The 18,889-nt window shown below is 67.3% G+C and carries 18 protein-coding genes and 1 tRNA gene; 6 read left to right on the plus strand and 13 right to left on the minus strand.

Going from position 1 to position 18,889, the window contains the following annotated elements; all coding sequences use genetic code 11:
- Positions 1-46: 46 nt before the first annotated feature.
- The 4 genes from ACYQ6W_RS14500 to argE are packed head-to-tail and all read right to left on the minus strand — an operon-like array spanning position 47 to position 3,735.
- Positions 47-1,081 (minus strand): DUF262 domain-containing protein, encoded by a 1,035-nt coding sequence (locus ACYQ6W_RS14500; RefSeq protein WP_459676243.1) that lies wholly within the window; start codon positions 1,079-1,081, stop codon positions 47-49.
- Positions 1,065-1,553 carry a PDDEXK-like family protein gene (locus ACYQ6W_RS14505; protein WP_459676244.1) on the minus strand — a complete coding sequence of 163 codons (489 nt, stop codon included), beginning with the start codon at positions 1,551-1,553 and terminating at the stop codon, positions 1,065-1,067. Before ACYQ6W_RS14505 ends, ACYQ6W_RS14500 begins: the two co-directional genes overlap by 17 nt.
- A 5-nt stretch (positions 1,554-1,558) precedes the next feature.
- Entirely contained in the window at positions 1,559-2,539 is a 981-nt protein-coding gene (locus tag ACYQ6W_RS14510) for a M14 family metallopeptidase (protein ID WP_459676246.1), read from the minus strand.
- Positions 2,536-3,735 (minus strand): acetylornithine deacetylase, encoded by a 1,200-nt coding sequence (gene argE, locus ACYQ6W_RS14515; RefSeq protein WP_459676247.1) that lies wholly within the window; start codon positions 3,733-3,735, stop codon positions 2,536-2,538. Before argE ends, ACYQ6W_RS14510 begins: the two co-directional genes overlap by 4 nt.
- Positions 3,736-3,844: 109 nt before the next feature.
- On the opposite strand from argE, the gene ACYQ6W_RS14520 reads away from it, so the two are divergent.
- Both ACYQ6W_RS14520 and ACYQ6W_RS14525 read left to right on the plus strand, forming a co-directional pair.
- Positions 3,845-4,810: a mitochondrial fission ELM1 family protein gene (locus tag ACYQ6W_RS14520; RefSeq protein WP_459676248.1), complete on the plus strand. Its 966-nt coding sequence runs from the start codon at positions 3,845-3,847 to the stop codon at positions 4,808-4,810.
- Positions 4,811-4,980: 170 nt separating this feature from the next.
- Positions 4,981-6,882, plus strand: a complete 1,902-nt coding sequence (locus ACYQ6W_RS14525; protein ID WP_459676249.1) for a hypothetical protein — start codon at positions 4,981-4,983, stop codon at positions 6,880-6,882.
- Between the two features lie 170 nt (positions 6,883-7,052).
- Here the strand turns inward: ACYQ6W_RS14525 and ACYQ6W_RS14530 are convergent.
- Positions 7,053-7,127, minus strand: a tRNA-Val gene (locus ACYQ6W_RS14530).
- Positions 7,128-7,307: 180 nt separating this feature from the next.
- On the opposite strand from ACYQ6W_RS14530, the gene ACYQ6W_RS14535 reads away from it, so the two are divergent.
- The 4 genes from ACYQ6W_RS14535 to rpoH all read left to right on the plus strand — a co-directional run bounded on the left by ACYQ6W_RS14535 (position 7,308) and on the right by rpoH (position 10,567).
- Complete coding sequence (locus tag ACYQ6W_RS14535) at positions 7,308-8,327, plus strand: hypothetical protein (protein ID WP_459676251.1); 1,020 nt, start codon at positions 7,308-7,310, stop codon at positions 8,325-8,327.
- 122 nt (positions 8,328-8,449) lie between these two features.
- On the plus strand, positions 8,450-8,758 hold the full coding sequence (locus ACYQ6W_RS14540) for an ElaB/YgaM/YqjD family protein (protein ID WP_459676253.1): 309 nt from the start codon (positions 8,450-8,452) through the stop codon (positions 8,756-8,758).
- Positions 8,759-8,771: 13 nt separating this feature from the next.
- Positions 8,772-9,329, plus strand: a complete 558-nt coding sequence (locus tag ACYQ6W_RS14545; protein WP_459676254.1) for a hypothetical protein — start codon at positions 8,772-8,774, stop codon at positions 9,327-9,329.
- Between the two features lie 326 nt (positions 9,330-9,655).
- Positions 9,656-10,567 carry an RNA polymerase sigma factor RpoH gene (rpoH, locus tag ACYQ6W_RS14550; RefSeq protein WP_459676256.1) on the plus strand — a complete coding sequence of 304 codons (912 nt, stop codon included), beginning with the start codon at positions 9,656-9,658 and terminating at the stop codon, positions 10,565-10,567.
- 63 nt (positions 10,568-10,630) lie between these two features.
- On the opposite strand, the gene ACYQ6W_RS14555 is transcribed toward rpoH, so the two are convergent.
- From ACYQ6W_RS14555 to ACYQ6W_RS14590, 8 genes are all read right to left on the minus strand, one after another.
- Positions 10,631-11,836 (minus strand): MFS transporter, encoded by a 1,206-nt coding sequence (locus ACYQ6W_RS14555; protein ID WP_459676258.1) that lies wholly within the window; start codon positions 11,834-11,836, stop codon positions 10,631-10,633.
- Between the two features lie 106 nt (positions 11,837-11,942).
- Positions 11,943-12,137 carry a hypothetical protein gene (locus ACYQ6W_RS14560; protein ID WP_459676259.1) on the minus strand — a complete coding sequence of 65 codons (195 nt, stop codon included), beginning with the start codon at positions 12,135-12,137 and terminating at the stop codon, positions 11,943-11,945.
- Positions 12,138-12,229: 92 nt separating this feature from the next.
- Positions 12,230-13,636 carry an MFS transporter gene (locus ACYQ6W_RS14565; protein ID WP_459676261.1) on the minus strand — a complete coding sequence of 469 codons (1,407 nt, stop codon included), beginning with the start codon at positions 13,634-13,636 and terminating at the stop codon, positions 12,230-12,232.
- A 9-nt stretch (positions 13,637-13,645) separates the two neighbouring features.
- Positions 13,646-14,113 carry a YcgN family cysteine cluster protein gene (locus ACYQ6W_RS14570; protein ID WP_459676262.1) on the minus strand — a complete coding sequence of 156 codons (468 nt, stop codon included), beginning with the start codon at positions 14,111-14,113 and terminating at the stop codon, positions 13,646-13,648.
- A gap of 26 nt (positions 14,114-14,139) precedes the next feature.
- A complete protein-coding gene (gene cdd / locus ACYQ6W_RS14575) occupies positions 14,140-15,003 on the minus strand; it encodes a cytidine deaminase (protein ID WP_459676264.1) in 864 nt (287 codons plus the stop codon).
- A 5-nt stretch (positions 15,004-15,008) separates the two neighbouring features.
- A complete protein-coding gene (locus ACYQ6W_RS14580; RefSeq protein ID WP_459676265.1) occupies positions 15,009-15,635 on the minus strand; it encodes a PqiC family protein in 627 nt (208 codons plus the stop codon).
- Positions 15,632-17,359, minus strand: a complete 1,728-nt coding sequence (locus ACYQ6W_RS14585) for a PqiB family protein (protein WP_459676267.1) — start codon at positions 17,357-17,359, stop codon at positions 15,632-15,634. Before ACYQ6W_RS14585 ends, ACYQ6W_RS14580 begins: the two co-directional genes overlap by 4 nt.
- Positions 17,356-18,765 carry a paraquat-inducible protein A gene (locus tag ACYQ6W_RS14590; protein ID WP_459676268.1) on the minus strand — a complete coding sequence of 470 codons (1,410 nt, stop codon included), beginning with the start codon at positions 18,763-18,765 and terminating at the stop codon, positions 17,356-17,358. Before ACYQ6W_RS14590 ends, ACYQ6W_RS14585 begins: the two co-directional genes overlap by 4 nt.
- Positions 18,766-18,889 lie beyond the last annotated feature (124 nt).

An 18,889-nucleotide genomic window follows, 5' to 3' on the forward strand; every position in this document is an offset into this window, starting at 1 on the left:
AAAAATATCCGTCGTCCAAATGAGGTCTCCTTCCGGAAACCTTGAATCACGCCAGCTCGGCTCTGTGAATCCTTTTTATGGGTCCCGGCCCTAAGACTGCGCCAGAAACAATCGAAGCTAGAATGTCGGCAATGCACTGTTCGTCCATGCTATCGCGTAGATCGGTTGCCCGCAGGATGCCCTGTTTGCACCAAAACACATCTTCTGCCCGCACGTCGTAGCCATGCTTCGTCATAGGCAGGTCAATTGACACCTCTGGCATCATACGCAATGGCATTATCTGTGGAGAACCATCGCCTCTCAGCTTAGATGCTACTCGTCTTACCAGCTCTGAGAACTCGTTTTGAATACCAGATTGACGACGTTCTTGCTCGCTTAGACGATGTCCATATGAGTTGATACGGTCGAAAACATCGTCAACTTCTCGGTCTGTTGCCTTTCTCATGACTGAGAACGCAAGCGAGTAGTCTAAAAATGTAGTCACCTCGGCTGTTGAAATAATGGGACTTTTTCCCAACGGCTGAAATTCCCCGCTGTCAAGACGAGCCTTAGCTGTCGGAAAGGCGGAGACATCAAAAAATCGACCATTTGCGAGAGAAAATGCTGCTTCTATAAAGGAAATGATCGCATTTAGTCTCTGTAATCCATCGATGATTTCAAGCTTCCCAGAACCGTCATCTTTCTCAGAAAGAAGAATTGCAGGAATGGGGTATCGCCTGAGAATAGATTCTACCAGTTTCTGCTTCTCCTCAAGCGTCCAAACTAGTTTCCTCTGGTAACGTCTGTTAACAAACAGACGGTCCGCGGCATACCAGCCATATACGGATTGGACCGAAGTCGGTTGGGAAGCAAGTTCAGCCAAGGTTTTGCTCACATCCAAATGATTGGAAGAAAATTTACTCCATTTTGTTAAGCTTCTTGTTGTTTTGCAACAACATAATGAGGTGGTCTGGTCGATTTTTATCTTGCTGTAAGATTCTTCTGTCGCAACGGCGTCTTCGGTCGATTTAAGTAGTCGCCCGCGATAGTCTACCTCGCTGCGCGGTGGTCGGCTTGCGGCAGATTCAAACGAGCCGCTCACTCACGACGTGCCACCGATTCCGAAACGGTTCCATCCGTTTGTAGTGATCGTCGCTCGCTTTCGTCACGTTGTAGACGCCGCCTTGGGTCCAGGATGGAGACTTGGCGTAGTCGCCAAGGGCTTCTTCAACATCAGCGAGCGAGCCGAAAACGTACTGCGCCGGAGTGGTGGTGACGTGCCAGACATGAACCAGGACGAGGCCAGGCACTTTTTCGAACCAGGAGCGGTGAAAGTAGAAGCCTGAGGCCGCTCGGGTCTTTACCTGGATCGGCACGAAACTGCGGGCCATCGCATCCGGCCCCGTCAATCTGTAGGCCAGCAAGTCGATCCCGCGGTCGCTTGCGGGATAGGCGACTTCGATCCCCCGCCGCAGCAACTCTCCCGCCACTAGCACTTCGCCTGCCTTTCCCACCAGGGCGGGGGAGACCGGACAGGGTGGGCTCGGTTCGGGCTTTTCGCTGTGATCGGTCACCCCCATCACCCCACGCGTGCCAGCCTTACCGCCGTATGCCCGCGGCTCGGGCGGAGGCTCGGCATCACCAGCAGGCAATTGTCGTAGGGCGTGCGGATGTCGGCGGCACCGTCGATCGCGAGCAGCGTGTCGCGTTTCGGGATGATCTGTCCACCCCGGTAGGGCTGCATGAAGGTGAAGCCGCCGGTCTTGGCCGTCACCACGCTCGTCACCTCGGCATAGACCGGGCGGCGCGCGGGCGGCGGCGGGGGCAGCAGCGGCTCGTCCCGCGCCACCATGCCGAGGGCGCGCAGAAGCCCGCCGATGGCCCCCATCGTCACCTGCACCGTCTCGGCCTCCCAATGCTGGCCGGCCTCCACCAGGGTCGCGACGGCGCGGCCCTCGGGCGCGGTGAAGAGCGGATGGTCGATCAACCGCCGCCCGTTGCCGTGGCCCGCATCCGCAATCACGAGGCCGGGCGTGCCGATGTCGAGCGCAAGCGCCCGGCCGCGCTCGGACGGGCCGCAGAGGATCAGCGGGTCCGAGGGCCAGAGCATGGAATGGAGGTCGAACAGCACGTCCGCGGTGGCGAGCAGCGGCCACATTGCGCGCGCCCGGTCCAGCTCCACCGAGCGGCGCGTGCCGCCGAGCGTCGCCGGGTCCCACACCCGGTTCAGATCCTCCTCGACATAGCGGGAGGCCACGGGGTCCGCCGGGTCGAAGCGGGCGAAGGCCGCGAGATTGGCGAAGCCGAAGGTCAGCCGCCCGGTGAGCGGGGTAAGGCCGGCGGCGAGCAGCCGTTCCAGCGCGATGGCGCCCGCGAGTTCGTTGCCGTGGATGAGGGCGAGCAGCACCAGATGCGGGCCGGGGCGCCCGCTGTCCCGCGTTGTGAAGCCTTCGACGCCGGTATTGCCGGCGCGAAAGGGCGCGAGATCGGGGGCTGCCACCCGCACCTCGAAGGCGGGCAGGGCGGTGGTGCCGGAGGGGGGCGGCAGCACGGCGTTCACCGGCAGACCTGCGCCGCCATGCGGCGGATGAAGCGGTCACAGGCGTCAAGCTCGCGGGCAGCGATCCATTCGTCGCCCTGATGCGCCTGGTCGATGCTGCCGGGGCCGCAGACGATGGCGGGAATCCCGGCCTGTTCATAGAGCCCGGCCTCGGTACCGTAGCTCACCCGGCCGGTCTGGTTGCGGCCCGTCACCTGGCGCACGGCATCCGCAAGCGGATGGTCCTCGGGCAGCGCGAGGCCGGGGATCCAGTTCAGCACGGCGAAGGTGAAGCCGGCCGCGGGGTCCACCGCCTTCATGGCGGGCTCGATGGTCTGTCGCACATGGTCTTCGAAGCGCGCCAGTTCGGCGAAGAAATCATCCCCCGGCACGGTGCGCCATTCCATCTCGAACCAGGCCTCGTCGGGGATGATGTTGATGGCGTTGCCGCCGCCCATGCGGCCGACCTGGCAGGTGCTGTGCGGCGGCGTATAGCCGGGGGCAAAGGGGCCTTCGGCGGCGAAGCGGACATTCTCCCGCGCCACCCAGCCGATGGCCTCGGCCGCCGCCGTCAGCGCGTTCACACCGCGATCGGGGGTGGAGGAATGGCCGGGCTTGCCCCGCACCTGCACGCGGAGCGCGAGGCGGCCCTTATGGCCGGTGATGGGGGTGAGCAGGCTCGGCTCGCCCACCAGGCAGAGGTCGGGCCGCCAGCCACTGTCCCCGATATCCGCGATCAGACGGCGCGCGCCGTCACAGCTGATCTCCTCGTCATAGGAGAGGAAGAGATGCACGGGCCGGGCGAGGCCTGCGGCCTTCAGGTCGGGCACCGCGGCCAGCATGCTGGCGACGAAGCCCTTCATGTCGGCGGTGCCGCGGCCATAGAGCCGGCCGCCCTCGGCGCGCAGGGTGAAGGGGTCGGAGGTCCAGGTCTGGCCCGTCACCGGCACGGTGTCGACATGGCCGGACAGGGCGAGGCCGCCGGGGCCGGGCGTGCCGATCACGGCATGCAGATTGGCCTTGTCCCCGGCCGGGTTGTGGCTCAGCCGGTAGGGCACGCCCTCGGCGTCGAGATAGTCGGCGACGAAGCGGAGCAGCGCGAGGTTGCTGCGGTCGCTCGTCGTATCGAAGGCGACGAGGCGCGCGAGCAGGGCGACGGTCGCCGAGGCGTCCGCAGCGGCGCCGGTCTCAGCCTCGGCCCATGTGACAGTTTGCATGACCGTCGATCCTATACGCGCCGCCGGGGGAGGCAACGGGCAATCCCGCGCGTGTGCGCGCGCCGCGCCCACGTTGACGTCAGCGGCGCCCCGCCTCACAAGGCGCCGCATGTCATCCATGGCCACACCGCCCGACCGGGCCGCCCCGTCCAGCTGGATTCTCACCGAGCCCTATGCGGGCCTGCAGTCCCAGGCGCTGGGTCTGGCCGAAGCCGCGGGCCTCGCGCCCGACCTCCGCACGCTGACGGCGCGCTTCCCCTGGAATTACGTCTCGGCGCCGCGCTGGCCGTGGCCGCTCAGCGCCGTGCAGCCGCAGGCGATCGCGGGGGAGGTGCCCGGCGTCATCCTCGGCTGCGGCGGCATGGCGGGCGCTGTGGGGGCGGCGCTGCGGGGGCCGCGCACGCGCGTGGTGCACATCCAGAACCCGCGCATGGCCTTCTCGAAATTCGACCTCATCATCGTCAACACGCATGACGAGGTGACGGGCCCGAACGTCATCGTCACGCGCACCGCGCTGCATCGGGTGACGGCGCCGCGCCTGGCCGAGGCCGCGGCGCGGTGGGCGCCGGTCTTCGCCCATCTGCCGCGCCCGCTCGTCGCCGTCTCGGTCGGCGGCACCAACGGGCGTTTCACGCTGGATGCCAAGGTCGCGGCCGGCCTCGGCGCCTCGCTCGCCGGCATGATGGAGCGGGACGGGGTGGGGCTGATGCTCACCCCCTCGCGCCGTACCGATCCGGCCGCGACCGCGGCGCTGCGCGCAGTCCTCTGCCCCCGTGGCGCCTATGTCTGGGACGGGGAGGGCGAAAACCCCTATTTCGGCATGCTGGCGCTCGCCGATCTCATCATCGTCACCATCGATTCCGTCTCCATGGTGTCGGAGGCGGCGGCGACGGGTGCCCCGGTGATGGTGGCGCCGCTGCCCGGCCGGTCGCGGCGCATCGGCCTCTTCACCGAGGCGCTGACGGCCACGGGGCGCATCCGCCCCTTCGCCGGGCGCTATGATCACTGGCCGGTGACCCCCCTGGACGACACGGCCGAAGCGGCGCAGGAAATGCGGCGCCGGCTCGGCTTCTGAACTGGTTCACTATGGGTCGAAGCGCCCTCAACTCCGTCATCCCCGGGCTTGACCCGGGGATCTACCCGGATAGGCGCCCCACCGGATGGATGCCCGGCTCGGGGGCCGGGCATGACGTGTGTGACGGCGTTTCGGTCAAAACGGGAAACGCCCCAGGAAGGCAGATCGCGATGCTCGACATTCAGACCTTCGATGCGGTGAAGGGCGGCAACGTCATCTACAAGGCGCTGGCCCATCCGCTGGCCGCCGAGGCCATGCAGCGGCTGGCGGCTCAGCTGGCGGAAGCGGGGCCGGTGGCGCTCTTCGACCCCGAGCAGGTCGCCGGACCCTTGCTCACCATGTATCCCGGCCTGCCGGTGGAAAGCCTCTTCGTGCAGGACGTGCGCCAGGTGGGGCAGCAGCGGGCCGGCCTCGTGGCGCAGCCGCTGACGGCGCTCGCGGCGAGCGGCGCGCGCTGCGTGCTGATCGCCGCCTTCGATGCCGCGCGCTTGCAGGCCCTGCTGCGCGCCCAGCTGCCCGAGACGATGACGGTGCTGACGCTGGACGAGGCAAAGCTGCCGGCGGCGCGCATCACCAATCCGAAGCGCTATCTCGACCCGCTGAACTTCGCCATGAATTTCGCCTTCTTCCGCGAGGAGCACGGCCTCTCCACGCGTCTCGTGACGGCGAATTACTGGGCGGGCTATGGCGCCGCCGCTGTGCGCTACTTCCTCCGCCTCTATGACGGCGCGGGCGCCATCCTCGCCGAATGGGAGCAGGCAGCGCCCGAAGGCGCCGGCGGTGTCGCCTTCGACAGCCGGGAGATCCGCGCGCGTTTTGGCCTGGCGCCCTTCACCGGCCAGCTCTTCATCCATGCCGTCGGCGTCGCCGGGCATGACGTGGTGAAATACGCGCTCGATACCTTCGGCAGCGATGGGGCGGAGCAGAGCCTCTCCTGCACGCATGACGCCAATGCCTGGCCCTCCGCCCGTTTCGCGGGCTTGCCGGCGCCGCGCGCGGACGAGCGGGTGATCCTCTGGGTGCAGAACAGCCACGCGACGCCCATTCCGCCCGGCGGCATCGCGCTCGACCGCATGGGCGCGGAGGCGCCGGTGCCCTTGGCCGAGGCGATTCCGCCTTTCGCGACGCGCGCGCTCGACGTCGCGGAGCTGCTGCCCGATCTGCGCTGGCCGGCGCAGATCGAGGTGCGGGCCGGCCGCCACGTGGTGCGGCCGCGCTACGAGGTGGTGCGGGCCGGGCGCACGCGCATCGCGCATGTGAATGTGGAGCGCGAGAACCTGCCGGCCGATCCCGGCATCGCGGCCCTGCCGCCGGAGATGGGGCGCGGCTTCCTGCTGCCTTTCCCGATACTTCCGCGCGCCCAGTATCGCAGCCAGGTGCTGCCCACGCCGATGGCCGAGGAGGAGCGCAGCCTGCCGCTGCGGCTCGACATCTTCGATGCCGAAGGCCGGTCGCTCGGCCAGCACTTCCTCGGCAATCTGCCGCGCGACCATGAGGTGATGCTCGATCTCGACCGGCTGCTGCCCGAGGGCGCACTGATGGAGGAGGGCGGCCACGCCGATCTCGTCTATGACTTCCGCGAGGGCGGGGAGGCGAACGGCTGGCTGCATGCGCTGATGCGCTACGAGCGGCGCGACGGTAGCCACGCCGCCGAAACCAGTTTCGGCGCGCATATCTTCAACACGCTGATGACCTATAAGGGCGAGCCGCAATCCTATTCCGGCCCGCCGCCGGGGCTGACCACGCGGCTCTTCCTCAAGCTCGGCGGCGAGGGGCGCGCGAGCTTCTCGCACCTCATCTACCCGGCCTCCGGCCCCTGGGCGGCCCGCTCCGAGACCCACCTGCAGCTGCATGACGGGGCGGGGGCGCTGATCGCGGAAGAGGTGGTGCGCCTTGCCTGCTCGGGCTCGATGCTGATCCGGCCGGATCTCATCTTCGCCGCGGCGGATATCGCGAAGGCAGGACCCCAGGGCTATGTGCTGATCCGTGACAAGACCTGCCGGCTCTTCGGCTATCACGGGCTGGTGGACGAGGCCGGGCGCTTCTCCCTCGACCATATGTTCGGGTTCTAGAACGGTTCCTGTGAGGGAATCGCTTCTAAATGCGTCATGCCCGGCCTTGAGCCGGGCATCCACACGTTAAGGCCCCCAGACCAAACGCGTCACTGACAGCCCATCATCCGCCAGATGCGCACGGGCTGGCGGCAAAGCGCTCGCCGATATCAATGTCACAGAGAGAGGACTGGTGGGTGCGACAGGGATTGAACCTGTGACCCCCGCCGTGTGAAGGCGATGCTCTACCGCTGAGCTACGCACCCAGTCCTGCGGTGTGGGCCGCTGTCTAGAGCCTTCGCGGGCGGTGGGCAAGCCCCTCGTGTCACAGCAAATTCGCTTTTCCGGTCCTGGCTGCCATGCCGCGTTGGCGCGGGCGCCGGCCTCTGCTAGCGAGGGGTGAAGGCCCCGCCGCACTCGGCCGGGCAGAGGCGGAGCAGTCGGTCATGGTCACCGTCGAGACGATCACCTGGCAGAACAAGACGATCCCAGCGGGAGCGGATTTCCGCGGCGTGCGGATCATGGGTCTGCTCGCCGCCTGGTTCTTCTTCCTCTGGCTGCTCCTGAGCTTGCCGCCCTTCGCCGCCGGCGCCGCGCGCCTGCCGGCGCTGCTGGGCTTCGCGCTCGACAAGGGCGCGCTGATGCCGCTGCTCGGGCTGATGGTGGGCGGTTTCTGCGTCTTCCACTGCAACCGCCAACTGCGCCAGGGCTGGGAGAGACCGATCGCGCGCCGGGTTTTCGTCGGCATCCTTCTCCCGCTGCTCGCCTATGCGGCGCTCGCGCTGATCCTCTTCGAGGCAGCGGCGCTCCTCGGCGGCCACGGACTGGTACGTCCCTGGTCGGCGCCGCTCTTCGCCCCGCTCTTTCCCGCGCTGATGACGGCGCTTCTGGGCAGCGCCCTGCTGCCCGTGGTGCTCTACTGGCTGTGGACCGCGGTGCTGGACGTGGTGATGGCGATCTTCGCTATCGCGCTGATCTATCACGGGGCCGAATACACCGTCGGTTTTCATGGGGCGCCGTGGCTCGCGGCGCTCGGTGGCGTGGCCGATTTCGCCTTGGGTGCCGCTGCCTGTTCGCTCGCCTTTCGCGGCGCCGAATATTTCGTCGTCGTGCGCGGCCATATGGTGCTCCTCGGCTGGATCGCGCTCCTCGGTGGCAGCATCCTCGGCACGCACGCGCTCTTTACCTTCGGGTTCCTCTTCGTCCTCATCGGCGCCTGCCTCAGCGAACGCAGCGCGTTCCTGCCGTTCGAGGCGGCGCTGCTCGCCTGGTCGCGCAGCGCCCTGGGCATCGCCCTGGCCGCGCCGGGCGTGTTGTTGGCCTGGCAGGCGGCGGGCAGCCCGTTCTTCCTCGGGCCCTGGGGCACCGCCCTCGGCCTCGCCCTGGTCACGCAAATCCTCGGCGTCGCCTTCTTCTTCCTGGCGGAGCCGCCGCTGCGGCACATTCTCCGCCCCGCTGAGGCCTGAAAGCGGGCGCGAAATCGCGGGAGGTTATTGCCATCCCGTCTCGCTGGCCCAAATCTCCGGCACGCCCTCGGGACTGGCCGGAAGCCGCTCCCGCCTCCTCACGCCACGCAGAAGGTGCCGCCATGACCGATTTTGAAGCCGAAACGGCAGGACAGACCAACCGGATTGCGGAGGACATTGCGGCGCTGAAGCAGGACGTCGCGGCGCTCATCCGGCAGATGAAGGACCTCGCCGTGCGGGAGGCGAGCCGGGTCAGCCAGGATGCGGCGGATACCATTTCGGAACGCGCGGCCGATCTCTACGACACGGTCTCCGACACGGGGCGGCGCTCGGCGGATCGCATCAGCGCCCATGTCGAGGAGCAGCCGGTGACGAGCCTGCTGCTGGCCTTCGCCGCGGGCTTCATCGTCAGCAAGATCCTCACTCGCTGAGCGGCGCGGGATCATGTCGCGCATTCTCACCGAACTGCTGCGCCTGGGGCTCGGCGTCGCCATCAACCCGGCGCGCCTGATGGAGGGGCCGGTGCAGGCGGCGCGTCGCTTCACGGTGCTGACCGTCTGCGGCATCGCTGCCGGCTTCATCCTGCTGCCGGCGATCGGCTGCGCCGCGGCCGGTCTCTGGATCTTCGTGCAGCACCGTCTCGGCCCCGTCTGGGCGGCCTTCATCACCGCGGCCGCCCTGGCTCTGGTGGCGATCATCGTGCTGCTCATCGGACTGGTGGCGGCGCGCCCGTCGCGGCCGCGCCGGTCCCGCCATCGGAACGCGTCCGAGCCACAGGCCGCGGGGCCCTCGCTGATGGAGACGGCGGCAGCGATGCTGCCGGCCCTGGTGGGGCTGCTGGCCCTGCCCAAGAAGGCGGCGAATGCGGGTGCGGCTGCGGGGCGTGGCTTCTTCGCGCGCCACAAGGGCACGATCCTCATCGCCGCGGCCGTCGCCGGCCTCGTGGCTGGTCAGGACCTCTTCAAGCCGCGCCGCACAAAAAATCCCGATGCCCGCAAGTAACGGCTAAGCAGAGGGTGGAGCGCATAGGCGCTCCACCCTCCACGGCCATTCGCCGGACGAATGGCCGACCTGAATATCCGGATTTTAATTCGGAAACGGCGTCCTGAGGCGTATGATCCCGCCCGAGGACGAAGACCGTGTGATCACCTGATCTTGAAGCGTCTGAGTATTCACCGAAGGGTTACTGCCGAATGCGGGGTAATCTCTGGCTCGTGAAGAGACGCACCTGACGTCTTCGTTCATATTTTCGGTCAAGTCCGTTGACCAACGTCGTATCGGGACAGTGCTTTTCGACGAAGGCTGTCTCCGAGCAAAAGGAGTCTCTAATGGCCCTTAGTTCGATCAATCTTGCGCCGGAGGGAAACCTCTCCCGGTATCTTCAGGAGATCCGCAAGTTCCCCATGCTAACGGCGGAGGAGGAACTCAGCCTCTCCAAGGCCTGGCGCGATTCGGGTGACGTCGAGGCCGCCCACAAGCTGGTCACCTCGCATCTCCGTCTCGTCGCCAAGATCGCCATGGGCTATCGCGGCTACGGCCTGCCGATGGGTGAACTCGTCAGCGAAGGCAATGTCGGCATGATGCAGGCCGTCAAGCGCTTCGATCCGGATCGCGGCTTCCGACTCGCGACCTACGCGATGTGGTGGATCCGCGCGGCGATTCAGGAGTACATCCTGCATAGCTGGTCTCTCGTGAAGATGGGCACCACCGCGGCCCAGAAGAAGCTGTTCTTCAACCTGCGCCGGCTGAAGGGCCAGATGCAGGCGATCGAGGACGGTGATCTGCGCCCCGAGCAGGTGGCCGAGATCTCCCGCGTGTTGGACGTGCCGGAGCAGGACGTCGTCAACATGAACCGTCGCCTGGCGGCGCCGGATCACAGCCTGAATGCCCCCGTCCGCGCGGATAGCGAGGGTGAGTGGCAGGATTGGCTGGTGGATGACGGCGACAGCCAGGAAGTGCAGATCGCCGACCGTGAGGAGATGAGCGACCGCAAGGCGCTGCTTGCCACCGCGCTCAAGACTCTGAACGAGCGCGAGCGGCACATCCTGATCGAGCGCCGGCTGAAGGACGAGGCGACGACGCTGGAAGACCTCTCCCAGCAGTATCGCATCTCCCGCGAGCGGGTGCGCCAGATCGAGGTCCGCGCCTTCGAGAAGCTGCAGAAGTCGATGAAGGCGCAGATCGCCGATCGGCGCCAGCAGATCACGAAGGACGGGGAACAGGCGCGCATCGCCGCCTGATCACCCGGGCTACACTGACGGCGAAGGCCGGTCCCGCAAGGGGCCGGCCTTTTTCTTTGGGCCTCAGCCTTCCGTCAGGCCGGCGCGGAACTCGGCCCGGCGCGCCTCGCGCCGACGCTGAACCCGCTTCTCCAGCCAGGTCGCGTAGCCGACGACCCCGAGCGCACTGAGGCTCATCAGCGCACCGAACCAGGGCAGATGCGCATAGCCGACACCGGCGGACACCAGCAGGCCGCCGATGGAGGCGCCGAGGGCATTGCCGAGGTTGAAGGCGCTCTGATTGAGCGTGGAGGCGAGACTCGGTGCCGCACGCCCCTGGTCCACCACCCGCATCTGCAAGGGCGCGCCGACACCGAAGGCGAGCGCGCCCCACACCATCATGGTGATGACGGCGGGAATGGCGCTGGCGCTGGTCACGGTAAAGAGCGCCTGGATCAGGATGAGGATGCAGAGCATGCCCATGATCGCGGGCATCAGCTTCCAGTCCGCGGCCCGCCCGCCGGCGAGATTGCCGAGGGTGATACCGACTCCGAAGAGCAGCAGCGCGATGGAGACGCCATGCGGGCTGATGCCCGTCACATGTTCCAGCAGCGGCGTGATGTAGGTGAAGACGGAGAAGAGGGCGGCGGAGCACAGGACGCTCGCAGCCATGGCGAGCAGCACCTGCGGGTGGCCGATCGCGACGATCTCACGCTTCAGGCGTGGGCGGCGGCCCTGCCGCACGTCCGGCACCCAGATGACGAGGGCGGCGAAGGCCACGAGGCCGATGAGGCAGACCGCCCAGAAGGTCATGCGCCAGCCATAGGCCTGGCCGAGCAGCGTGCCGAGCGGCACGCCGAGGACGTTGGCGAGCGTCAGGCCGGAGAACATCAGCGAGATCGCCATGGCGCGCTGATGCTTCGGCACCACTTCCGCCGCCACGATGGCGCCGATGCCGAAGAAGGTGCCATGGGCGAGGGCGGTGAAGATGCGGGCGGCGAGCAGGGTGTTGTAGCTGCCGGCGAGTGCGCAGAGCCCGTTGCCGAGAATGAAGATGATCATGAGCGCCAGCAAAGACTTACGGCGTGGAAAGCGGCCCATGAGGATCGCCATGATCGGCGAGCCGATCGTGACCGACAGCGCATAGCCGGAGACGAGCTGCCCGGCCTGCGGAATGGAAACGCCCAGGCTGCGGCTGATTTCGGGCAGCAGACCCATGATGACGAACTCCGTCGTGCCGATGCCGAAGGCGGCGGCGGCGAGGGCGAGCAGGGCGGGGGAGAGCGACAAGGGGAAACTCCGCGGTCGGACGGCGTTTCCTACACCCGCGGCATGGCGCAATCGAGGCGCTTTTCGCAACTGCGAAGGTTTTCTGCTGCAAGGACGCGCGGGAGCCTCAGTCTCCGCGCCGCCGCGCCACCCAGCGGCCGGTGCACCGGCCGAGCCATCGCGCGAGACGCCGCCAGGTGGCGGCGCCGACGATCGCAACCACCACCATCACCGGGAGAAAATAGGTCTCGATATAGGGATCGACGTGGAGGACGAGATACTGGTTGAGCGGGATGAGGTAGTCGTCGAGGTGAAATGACATGCCAACACCCGCGCCTTGCTCGATGCCGCGTCCCCGATGCGGAACAAGATAAAAAAAGCCGATGCCGAGCCTAGGAGGGGCTGTTTGGCGCGTCAACGCGCCGGGGTGAGGAGGCGGCGCAGCCGCAGCGCGAGCGCGAGGCCGGCCAAGCCGATCATGCCTGCCACGATGAAGCACCAGACGCCGGCACGCACCACGACCGCCTCCGGCACGGCTTCCGCCAGACCGGCGGCATTTGCGGCGAGGCCGCCCAGGGCAGCGCCGATCGCGAGGCCGGTCGAGAGGATCGTGGGCAGCATCGCGGAGGCGCGGTCCCGGTCCGCTTCGGAGGATCCGGTCATGATCGTCTGGCTGAGGAAACCCCAGCAGAGGCCGTAGCCGGTGCCAACCAGCGCCTGGCCCGCCAGCAGTAGCCAGAGCGAGGTCATCGCCATGGCGGGTGCGCCGAGGAGCAGGCCGATGGCGGCGCAGGCCGGCCCGGCCCAGAGACACAGCCGTGCATGGCGCGGCGACAGGCGGCTCACCAGCATGCCCACGCCACTCCAGCCGACCACCATGGCAGCGCCCAGGATGCTCGCGCCGAGCGGGCCATAGCCCCAGATCTTCTCGATGAGCAGCACGATATAGGTGCCGGGGCCGGTATGGGCGGAGGGCAGCAGCAGCACGATCCAGAAGGCGAGGCCCGCCGGGCGGCTGAGTGAGAAGGCGCCCTTCGGCAACAGGCGGTTGCCGGCCCGCAGATCCCAGACCGCCATCGCGACCAGAAGGACGACGGCGGCGCCGACGCTCGCGAGGCGAAGCGCCGTGGTGGTTTCGATGACCGCCAGCGACAGCAGCAGGATGCCGAGGGCAACCCCCGCCATGCGGGCGATCGGCAGCGGGTGCCGTGCTTCCGCGCGCCGCCCCTGTTCCGGGATCACCGCCCAGACCAGAGCCATGAAGACGAGGATGGGTGGCACTTCCACGAGGAAGGCGGCGCGCCAGGACACGGTCTGCGTCAGAAAGCCGCCGATCACCGGCCCGGCGAGAGACCCGGCCGCCCAGATCGTCGCTTCGATGCCGAAGATCGCCGGGATCATCAGCGGCGGGAAGACTTCGGGAATCAGGATGTAGGTGAGGCCGGAGACCGCCCCTTCGCCCAGGCCCTGCAACACGCGCCCTCCGAGCAGCACCCAGATGGAGGGGGCAAGGCCACAGGCAAGCGAGCCGAGCAGGTAGGCCATCCCCGCCATCTGGAGCGCAGCCCCGGTGCCGAAGCGCCATTTGAGGGGAGAGGCGAGGATGCCGGCCATGATCGCGGCCACCAGATAGAAGGTGAAGCCCCAGCTCATCAGGTCGATATGCCCGAGCACCTGCACGGCGGAGGGCATGCAGGCGGAGACCAGGAAGGCCGCGAAAGCATAGAGGGCGGAGCCGAGGCTGAAGGTCGCGAGATAGGCGCCATAGGGCCGCGCGAAGAGGTGTCTCCAGGGGAGGGTGGTTTCGGTCTCGGCGCTCATCGCGGCGACTCAGCTGGGCTTCGCGCGGCGCAGGCGGACGGGGCGTCCTGGCCAATCGACGACATGATGTTCGAGCGGACCGGCCTGCCTCTCGTTGATGATGCGCCCTGCGGCGGAGGCGCCCGAGGTCACCACCGTCTCCGGCGTGCCGGAGCGGAGCGGATGCCAGGGCGGCAGATCGCGCCCTTCCTCGATCAGCCGGTAGGCGCAGGAGGGCGGCAGCCAATCGACCTCGCGCAGCACCGCGGGGGTGAGCTGCACGCAGTCCGGCACCTTCTTGAAGCGATTGGCATAGTCGGTGCAGCGGCAGGTCTCGGTGTCGAGCAGGCGGCAACCGACATTGGTGAAGGACAGCGCCTCGGTCTCGTCGTCCCGCAACTTGTGCAGGCAGCAGCGGCCGCAGCCGTCGCAGAGCGATTCCCATTCCGCCTGACTCATCTCGTCGAGCGTCTTGGTTTTCCAGAAGGGCGCGGTCATCCGCCCTCTATATCAGACCGCTGGTGTTACGAGGACTGCGCCGGCCGCCAGGACAAGGTCTCGAGTGATGCGTCTGGCGCAATGATATCGAGAAGCTTTGCAGAAGATGCGGTGAAATCGAAGGCCGCACCCGGCATGCGGCCGAGCAGCGCCGCGGTGATCTCGGAATAGTTGCGCCCCAGAGCGACGAGGGTGACGAGCGCTGCCTGGAGCGGGGGCAGGCCGGGGTTATAGGCCGCATTCTCGATCGTGCTGCCGGTCACGATCTCCCCGGTGGCGAGACGAAGGGCGATTGCCGAGGGCGCGCCGCTATAGGGCGTGTGGGCGCAAGCGCCCGCGGCAAGCAGGGCCGCCAGCAGCGCGGGATCATGCGACGCTTCGTCGGCCAGGGTGAGGTTCTGCCGGGCGGCCGGGTCTGCCCCTGGCATTCCGAGATCGGTCGGGCCGAAGCGGAAGGGCAGCAGCGCGTCGAGCGACAGCGCTCCGGCGTCCGGATCGAGGATCGTCAGCCGATCGGCGCCCGCAAATTCGCTCATGAATTGGCGGCAGTGGCCGCAGGGCCGAGCGGAGACCATGATCGTCTCGAGCCGCGCGCCGAGCGCGTGCGCGCGGGAGAAAAGGAACTGCTCGGCATGGATGGTCTCGGCCACCGCCGCGCCTGGAAATTCGACATTGGCGCCGAGGATCAGATCCCCGCTGCCGGCGGCCCGCCCGACCGCGCCGACGCGGAAGTGGGAGATCGGCGGCCGCGCCAGAGCCTGGGCCGCGGGGAGCAGCGCTCGCATCAGCGCCGGCATGTCGGGCAGGCCCGTCGCCGAGAGTAGGCCAGCGACCTCGGCGCCGGGGATGACCTGGCCGGGGCCGATCGCGGCCGTCAGCAAAGCCTCCATTTCCCTTAGCCGGCCGAAGAGACGACGGGCGGATGGGCGGCCCAGCTCTGCACCAGGAAGGTCGCGATATCGTCCGCGGCGAGGCCCCAAAGCCGGCTCATCCCGGCGACGATCTGTGCGACCACGGGCTGTCCGGACGGCGCCTGATGCGTGAAGGCGCGGGTGCCGAGCAGGTTCATGCTCGCCGCGTCACGGATGCCCACCTGGAACTGCAGCACCATCTGCCCGTTCGGATCCGGATCGAAGCGCAGGACGTTGGTCTCGACCAGCAGATCGGCATTGGCGCCGATCGAGCCGCCGGCGCCGATCACCGTCGTGCCGGGCAGGCGCGTCTGCAGATCGGAGACCAGCGTATCTTCCAGCATCCCGGCCAGCGGCTCGGCCCAGATGTCGTTCTCATGGATGTCGAGCTTGTAGTCGTTCGCCTGCTTCACGATTCCCTGGCGGTCGAGATAGCCCGGAATGCTGATCGTGCGCACCTCGACCGAGGGCGGGCCGCCGGTGAGCTGCACGCCCGGCACGGTGCCGATCCGGTAGTAGTTCGGATTGGGCGAGGTGCAGCCCGCGAGGCCGGCAGCGGCGAGGGGCAGGCCGCCCAGAGCGGCGAGGAAGGAGCGGCGTCGGCTGATCATTGTCCACCTGTCGCGCGGCCGGTGCGGCCGAGAATGAGGGCTTCCGGATGCCGGTTGAGGAAGTCGGCCAGTTCCTTGACGGAGCGCAGCGCCCCGTCGGCCTGCGTCATCAGCTGGTCCAGGCTGCGCTGGAAGTCCGAATTGCCCCCGTAGGAGCGCCCGAGCTGGCCCACCGCCTGATTGGCGCTCTTCAGCGTGCGGTCGAGATTGGCCGTCATCTCGGGCAGCTTCTTCAGTGTCGGCTGCAGGCTGGTATTCGTATTCTCCACCAGCTGCTGCACGCTTTCGAGCGTGGTCGAGAGGTTGGCGATCGCCTTCTTCACCTGATCGCTGCCCAGCGTCTGGTTCGAGGTTTCGAGCAGCTTGTTCAGATTGTCGCCGATCTCGCCGAAGGGAATGGCCTCGACCTTGGCGAGGATCGCCGAGGCGCTGGCCATCAGGTCGCCGCCGCCTTCCATGCTCGGCAGCACATAGGCGTCGTCTTCCTGGGTGATCTGCACCGGCTTCGCATGCGGGTCGATCACCAGCGCCATTTCCTTCGACCCGGTGATGAAGTTGGAACTGGCGAGGGAGACGCGCAGCCCGTTGTTCACCATGTTCTGCAGCACCACGCCGGGATCGAGCGTCTTCGGGAAATCGTCGCTGTTGAACACGCGCTCGGGCTGCAGCTCGGCGGTAATGCGCACCTGAGAGGTGCCCTTGGCCGGGTCGATCATCAGCTGGCGGCCGGTGACTTCGCCGACCTGCATGCCGAAGATGGTCACCGGCGTGCCGCGGTCGATCCCGGCGACCGAGCTCTCGAAATAGGCGACGATCGGGATCTTGTGGGAATAGCCGGCCGATTCCGCATCCTGCCGGCTCGGGAAGAGCTGGAAGGTCGCGTTGTCGGGGCTTGGCGCGGCATGGATCGCGCCCGCCGGCAGATCGAAGGTGACGCCGCCGGCGAGCAGCGCCTCGACCGACTGGAACTCGACGTGGAACCCGCCGTTCTGCAGGCCCAGCGTGATGCCCGAGGAGTCCCAGAAATGGCTCTCGGGCTTCACCAGCTTGTTGTAGGGCGCGCGGACGAAGATGTTGATCGTCACCGGCCCGATGCCGTCGCCGAGATCGTAGCCCAGCACTTCGCCCACGATCACGTCGCGGTAGAAGACGGGCGAGCCGGTGGAGAGCGAGCCCACGCTGCCGGCGCGCAGCACGTAGGTGCTGCCCGGCACGTCGGACCGCACGCCCGGCGGCTCCTCCAGCCCTTTGAAATGGGTGTCGTAGCGGCCGCCCGGTGAGCCCGGATCGACGCCGATGAAGGCGCCGGACACGAGGGTGTCGAGACCCGAGAGATTGGTGACGGAGAGGCGCGGGCGCACCACCCAGAAGCGGGCATGGTCGGTGAGGAACCGGGTGCCGAGGCTGTTCATGCGCACGCGGACGATGACGTGGCTGTTGTCGGGCGCAAGGTCGATGCTCTCGACCGTGCCGAGGGCCACGGCCTTGTATTTGATCTGGGTCTGCCCCGCCGCCAGGCCTTCGCCGCTTTGGAAGGTGATGGTGATCAGCGGCCCCTGTTCCATGATGGTGCGGTAGCCGAGGTAGATCGCGATGGCAGCCGCCAGGATCGGGATGATCCAGACGAAGCTGAAGCGCCGCTGGCGGATGTGCACGGGCGGCGGCGGCATCTGCGGCTGGGGCGGCTGCTGGTCCACGGCCGGCGGGTGATCAGGGTCGCTCATACGGTCACGTCCTTCGCGCCGAGCGCGGGATCCGGTCTGACGCCGGGCGTGGATGGCCGGTCGGCCGGGAGGGGGGCTGTGCCGCGCGACGCGTCCCACATCACGCGTGGGTCGAAGGTGATGACGGCGAACATCGTCAGCACCACGACGGCGGCGAAGCAGGGCGCGCCGGTCTCGGCATTGATGTGCGCGAACTGGCCGAAGCGGACGAGGGCGACGAGGATGGAGATCATGAAGATGTCGATCATCGACCAGCGGCCGATGAAATCGATGATGCGGAAGGCGCGGGTGCGGAAATGCAGCTGCATCGGGCGGCCGCGCTGCGTCTGGATCAGCAGGTAGCCGAGAGTGATGAGCTTGGCGAGCGGGATGGTGATGCTGGCGAGGAAGACGAGGGCGGCCAGGGGCCATAGCCCGTAGTCGATCAGCTCCTTGATGCCGCCGAAGATGGTGAAGTCCTGGGTCTTGGCGAGCTGGGTGATCGCCATCACCGGATAGATGTTGGCCGGCACGTACAGGCAGAGGGCGGCGATGACGAGGGCCCAGGTGCGCGAGACGACGTTCCGCTTGCGCGGATGCAGCCTGGCGTCACAGCGCAGGCAGTGGTCTCCGGGGCGGGCGTGGTTGACGAGGTGGCAGACGTGGCAACCGATGACCGCAGGCTCCGCGCGTTCCATCATGGCGGGAGTCGCAACCTCGGCCCGCTTCTCCGGATGGCGGCGCAGGTAGCGCAGATCGAGCGCGAGTTCCGCGCGTTCCAGCGACCGCCAGACCGCCTCGTGGTCCAGCGCACCGTCGGCTGCCGCCATCGAGATCATCAGCCCGATCAGCGCATAGAGCGAGGTGTCGAGATTGACGTGGGCGATGGCGATGAGGCGCGTATAGGCCACCAGGAAGCCCAGCAGATAGACGTCGATCATCGACCAGGGCGTGATCCGCGTGTACCAGCGAAACAGCGGGATGGAGAAACGCGGCGAGACGAAGCCGGTTTCGAGCCCGATCAGCGTCGTCAGCATGATGCCGAGCTTCACGCCGGGAAAGATCGCGGTGACGAGCATCACCAGGACGCCGAGCAGGATGAAGCCCTGGGCGATCAGGGAATCCGGGCCGGTCTCGAGCCGCGCGAGCTGGAATCGCCCATAGGCGGAGATTTCGAGGAAGGGCGCGGCCAGCGCGAAGGCGTAGAAGAGCGTCGCCGCCAGGCCGCAGGCGATGGGAAAGCTGAAGGGCGAGCGCAGCATGCGCCACAACGTCTTGCCGCAGCGGGGGCATTCCGCGACCAGCCCGGCCTGCATCTCCGGCAGGGAGGAGAGCAGCCCGCAATCCGGGCATTCCCGCCAATGATCCAGGCGATACACCGCGCGGGCCTCGCTCGATTCAAGCTTGGACGGATCAAGCGCGGGCATGCGGGTGTCTCGAAGGCAGCAGGGCAACCTCTCCAATTCGGGCGGCTAGCCCGGCATATGGGGGCCACTCTTGAGATGGCGAGAGGCCGCCGTCAATCAGAGATGCACAGGGATGACCGATCGG

The sequence above is a fragment of the Acidisoma sp. 7E03 genome (assembly GCF_054665075.1).

What these genes read in the sequence shown, in the direction of transcription:
- argE (WP_459676247.1), bottom strand. Translation starts at nt 3,735, where the DNA reads ATGCAAACTGTCACATGGGCCGAGGCTGAGACCGGCGCCGCTGCGGAC.
- ACYQ6W_RS14520 (WP_459676248.1), top strand. Translation starts at nt 3,845, where the DNA reads ATGTCATCCATGGCCACACCGCCCGACCGGGCCGCCCCGTCCAGCTGG.
- ACYQ6W_RS14525 (WP_459676249.1), top strand. Translation starts at nt 4,981, where the DNA reads ATGCTCGACATTCAGACCTTCGATGCGGTGAAGGGCGGCAACGTCATC.
- ACYQ6W_RS14535 (WP_459676251.1), top strand. Translation starts at nt 7,308, where the DNA reads ATGGTCACCGTCGAGACGATCACCTGGCAGAACAAGACGATCCCAGCG.
- ACYQ6W_RS14540 (WP_459676253.1), top strand. Translation starts at nt 8,450, where the DNA reads ATGACCGATTTTGAAGCCGAAACGGCAGGACAGACCAACCGGATTGCG.
- ACYQ6W_RS14545 (WP_459676254.1), top strand. Translation starts at nt 8,772, where the DNA reads ATGTCGCGCATTCTCACCGAACTGCTGCGCCTGGGGCTCGGCGTCGCC.
- rpoH (WP_459676256.1), top strand. Translation starts at nt 9,656, where the DNA reads ATGGCCCTTAGTTCGATCAATCTTGCGCCGGAGGGAAACCTCTCCCGG.
- ACYQ6W_RS14560 (WP_459676259.1), bottom strand. Translation starts at nt 12,137, where the DNA reads ATGTCATTTCACCTCGACGACTACCTCATCCCGCTCAACCAGTATCTC.
- ACYQ6W_RS14565 (WP_459676261.1), bottom strand. Translation starts at nt 13,636, where the DNA reads ATGAGCGCCGAGACCGAAACCACCCTCCCCTGGAGACACCTCTTCGCG.
- ACYQ6W_RS14570 (WP_459676262.1), bottom strand. Translation starts at nt 14,113, where the DNA reads ATGACCGCGCCCTTCTGGAAAACCAAGACGCTCGACGAGATGAGTCAG.
- cdd (WP_459676264.1), bottom strand. Translation starts at nt 15,003, where the DNA reads ATGGAGGCTTTGCTGACGGCCGCGATCGGCCCCGGCCAGGTCATCCCC.
- ACYQ6W_RS14580 (WP_459676265.1), bottom strand. Translation starts at nt 15,635, where the DNA reads ATGATCAGCCGACGCCGCTCCTTCCTCGCCGCTCTGGGCGGCCTGCCC.
- ACYQ6W_RS14585 (WP_459676267.1), bottom strand. Translation starts at nt 17,359, where the DNA reads ATGAGCGACCCTGATCACCCGCCGGCCGTGGACCAGCAGCCGCCCCAG.
- ACYQ6W_RS14590 (WP_459676268.1), bottom strand. Translation starts at nt 18,765, where the DNA reads ATGCCCGCGCTTGATCCGTCCAAGCTTGAATCGAGCGAGGCCCGCGCG.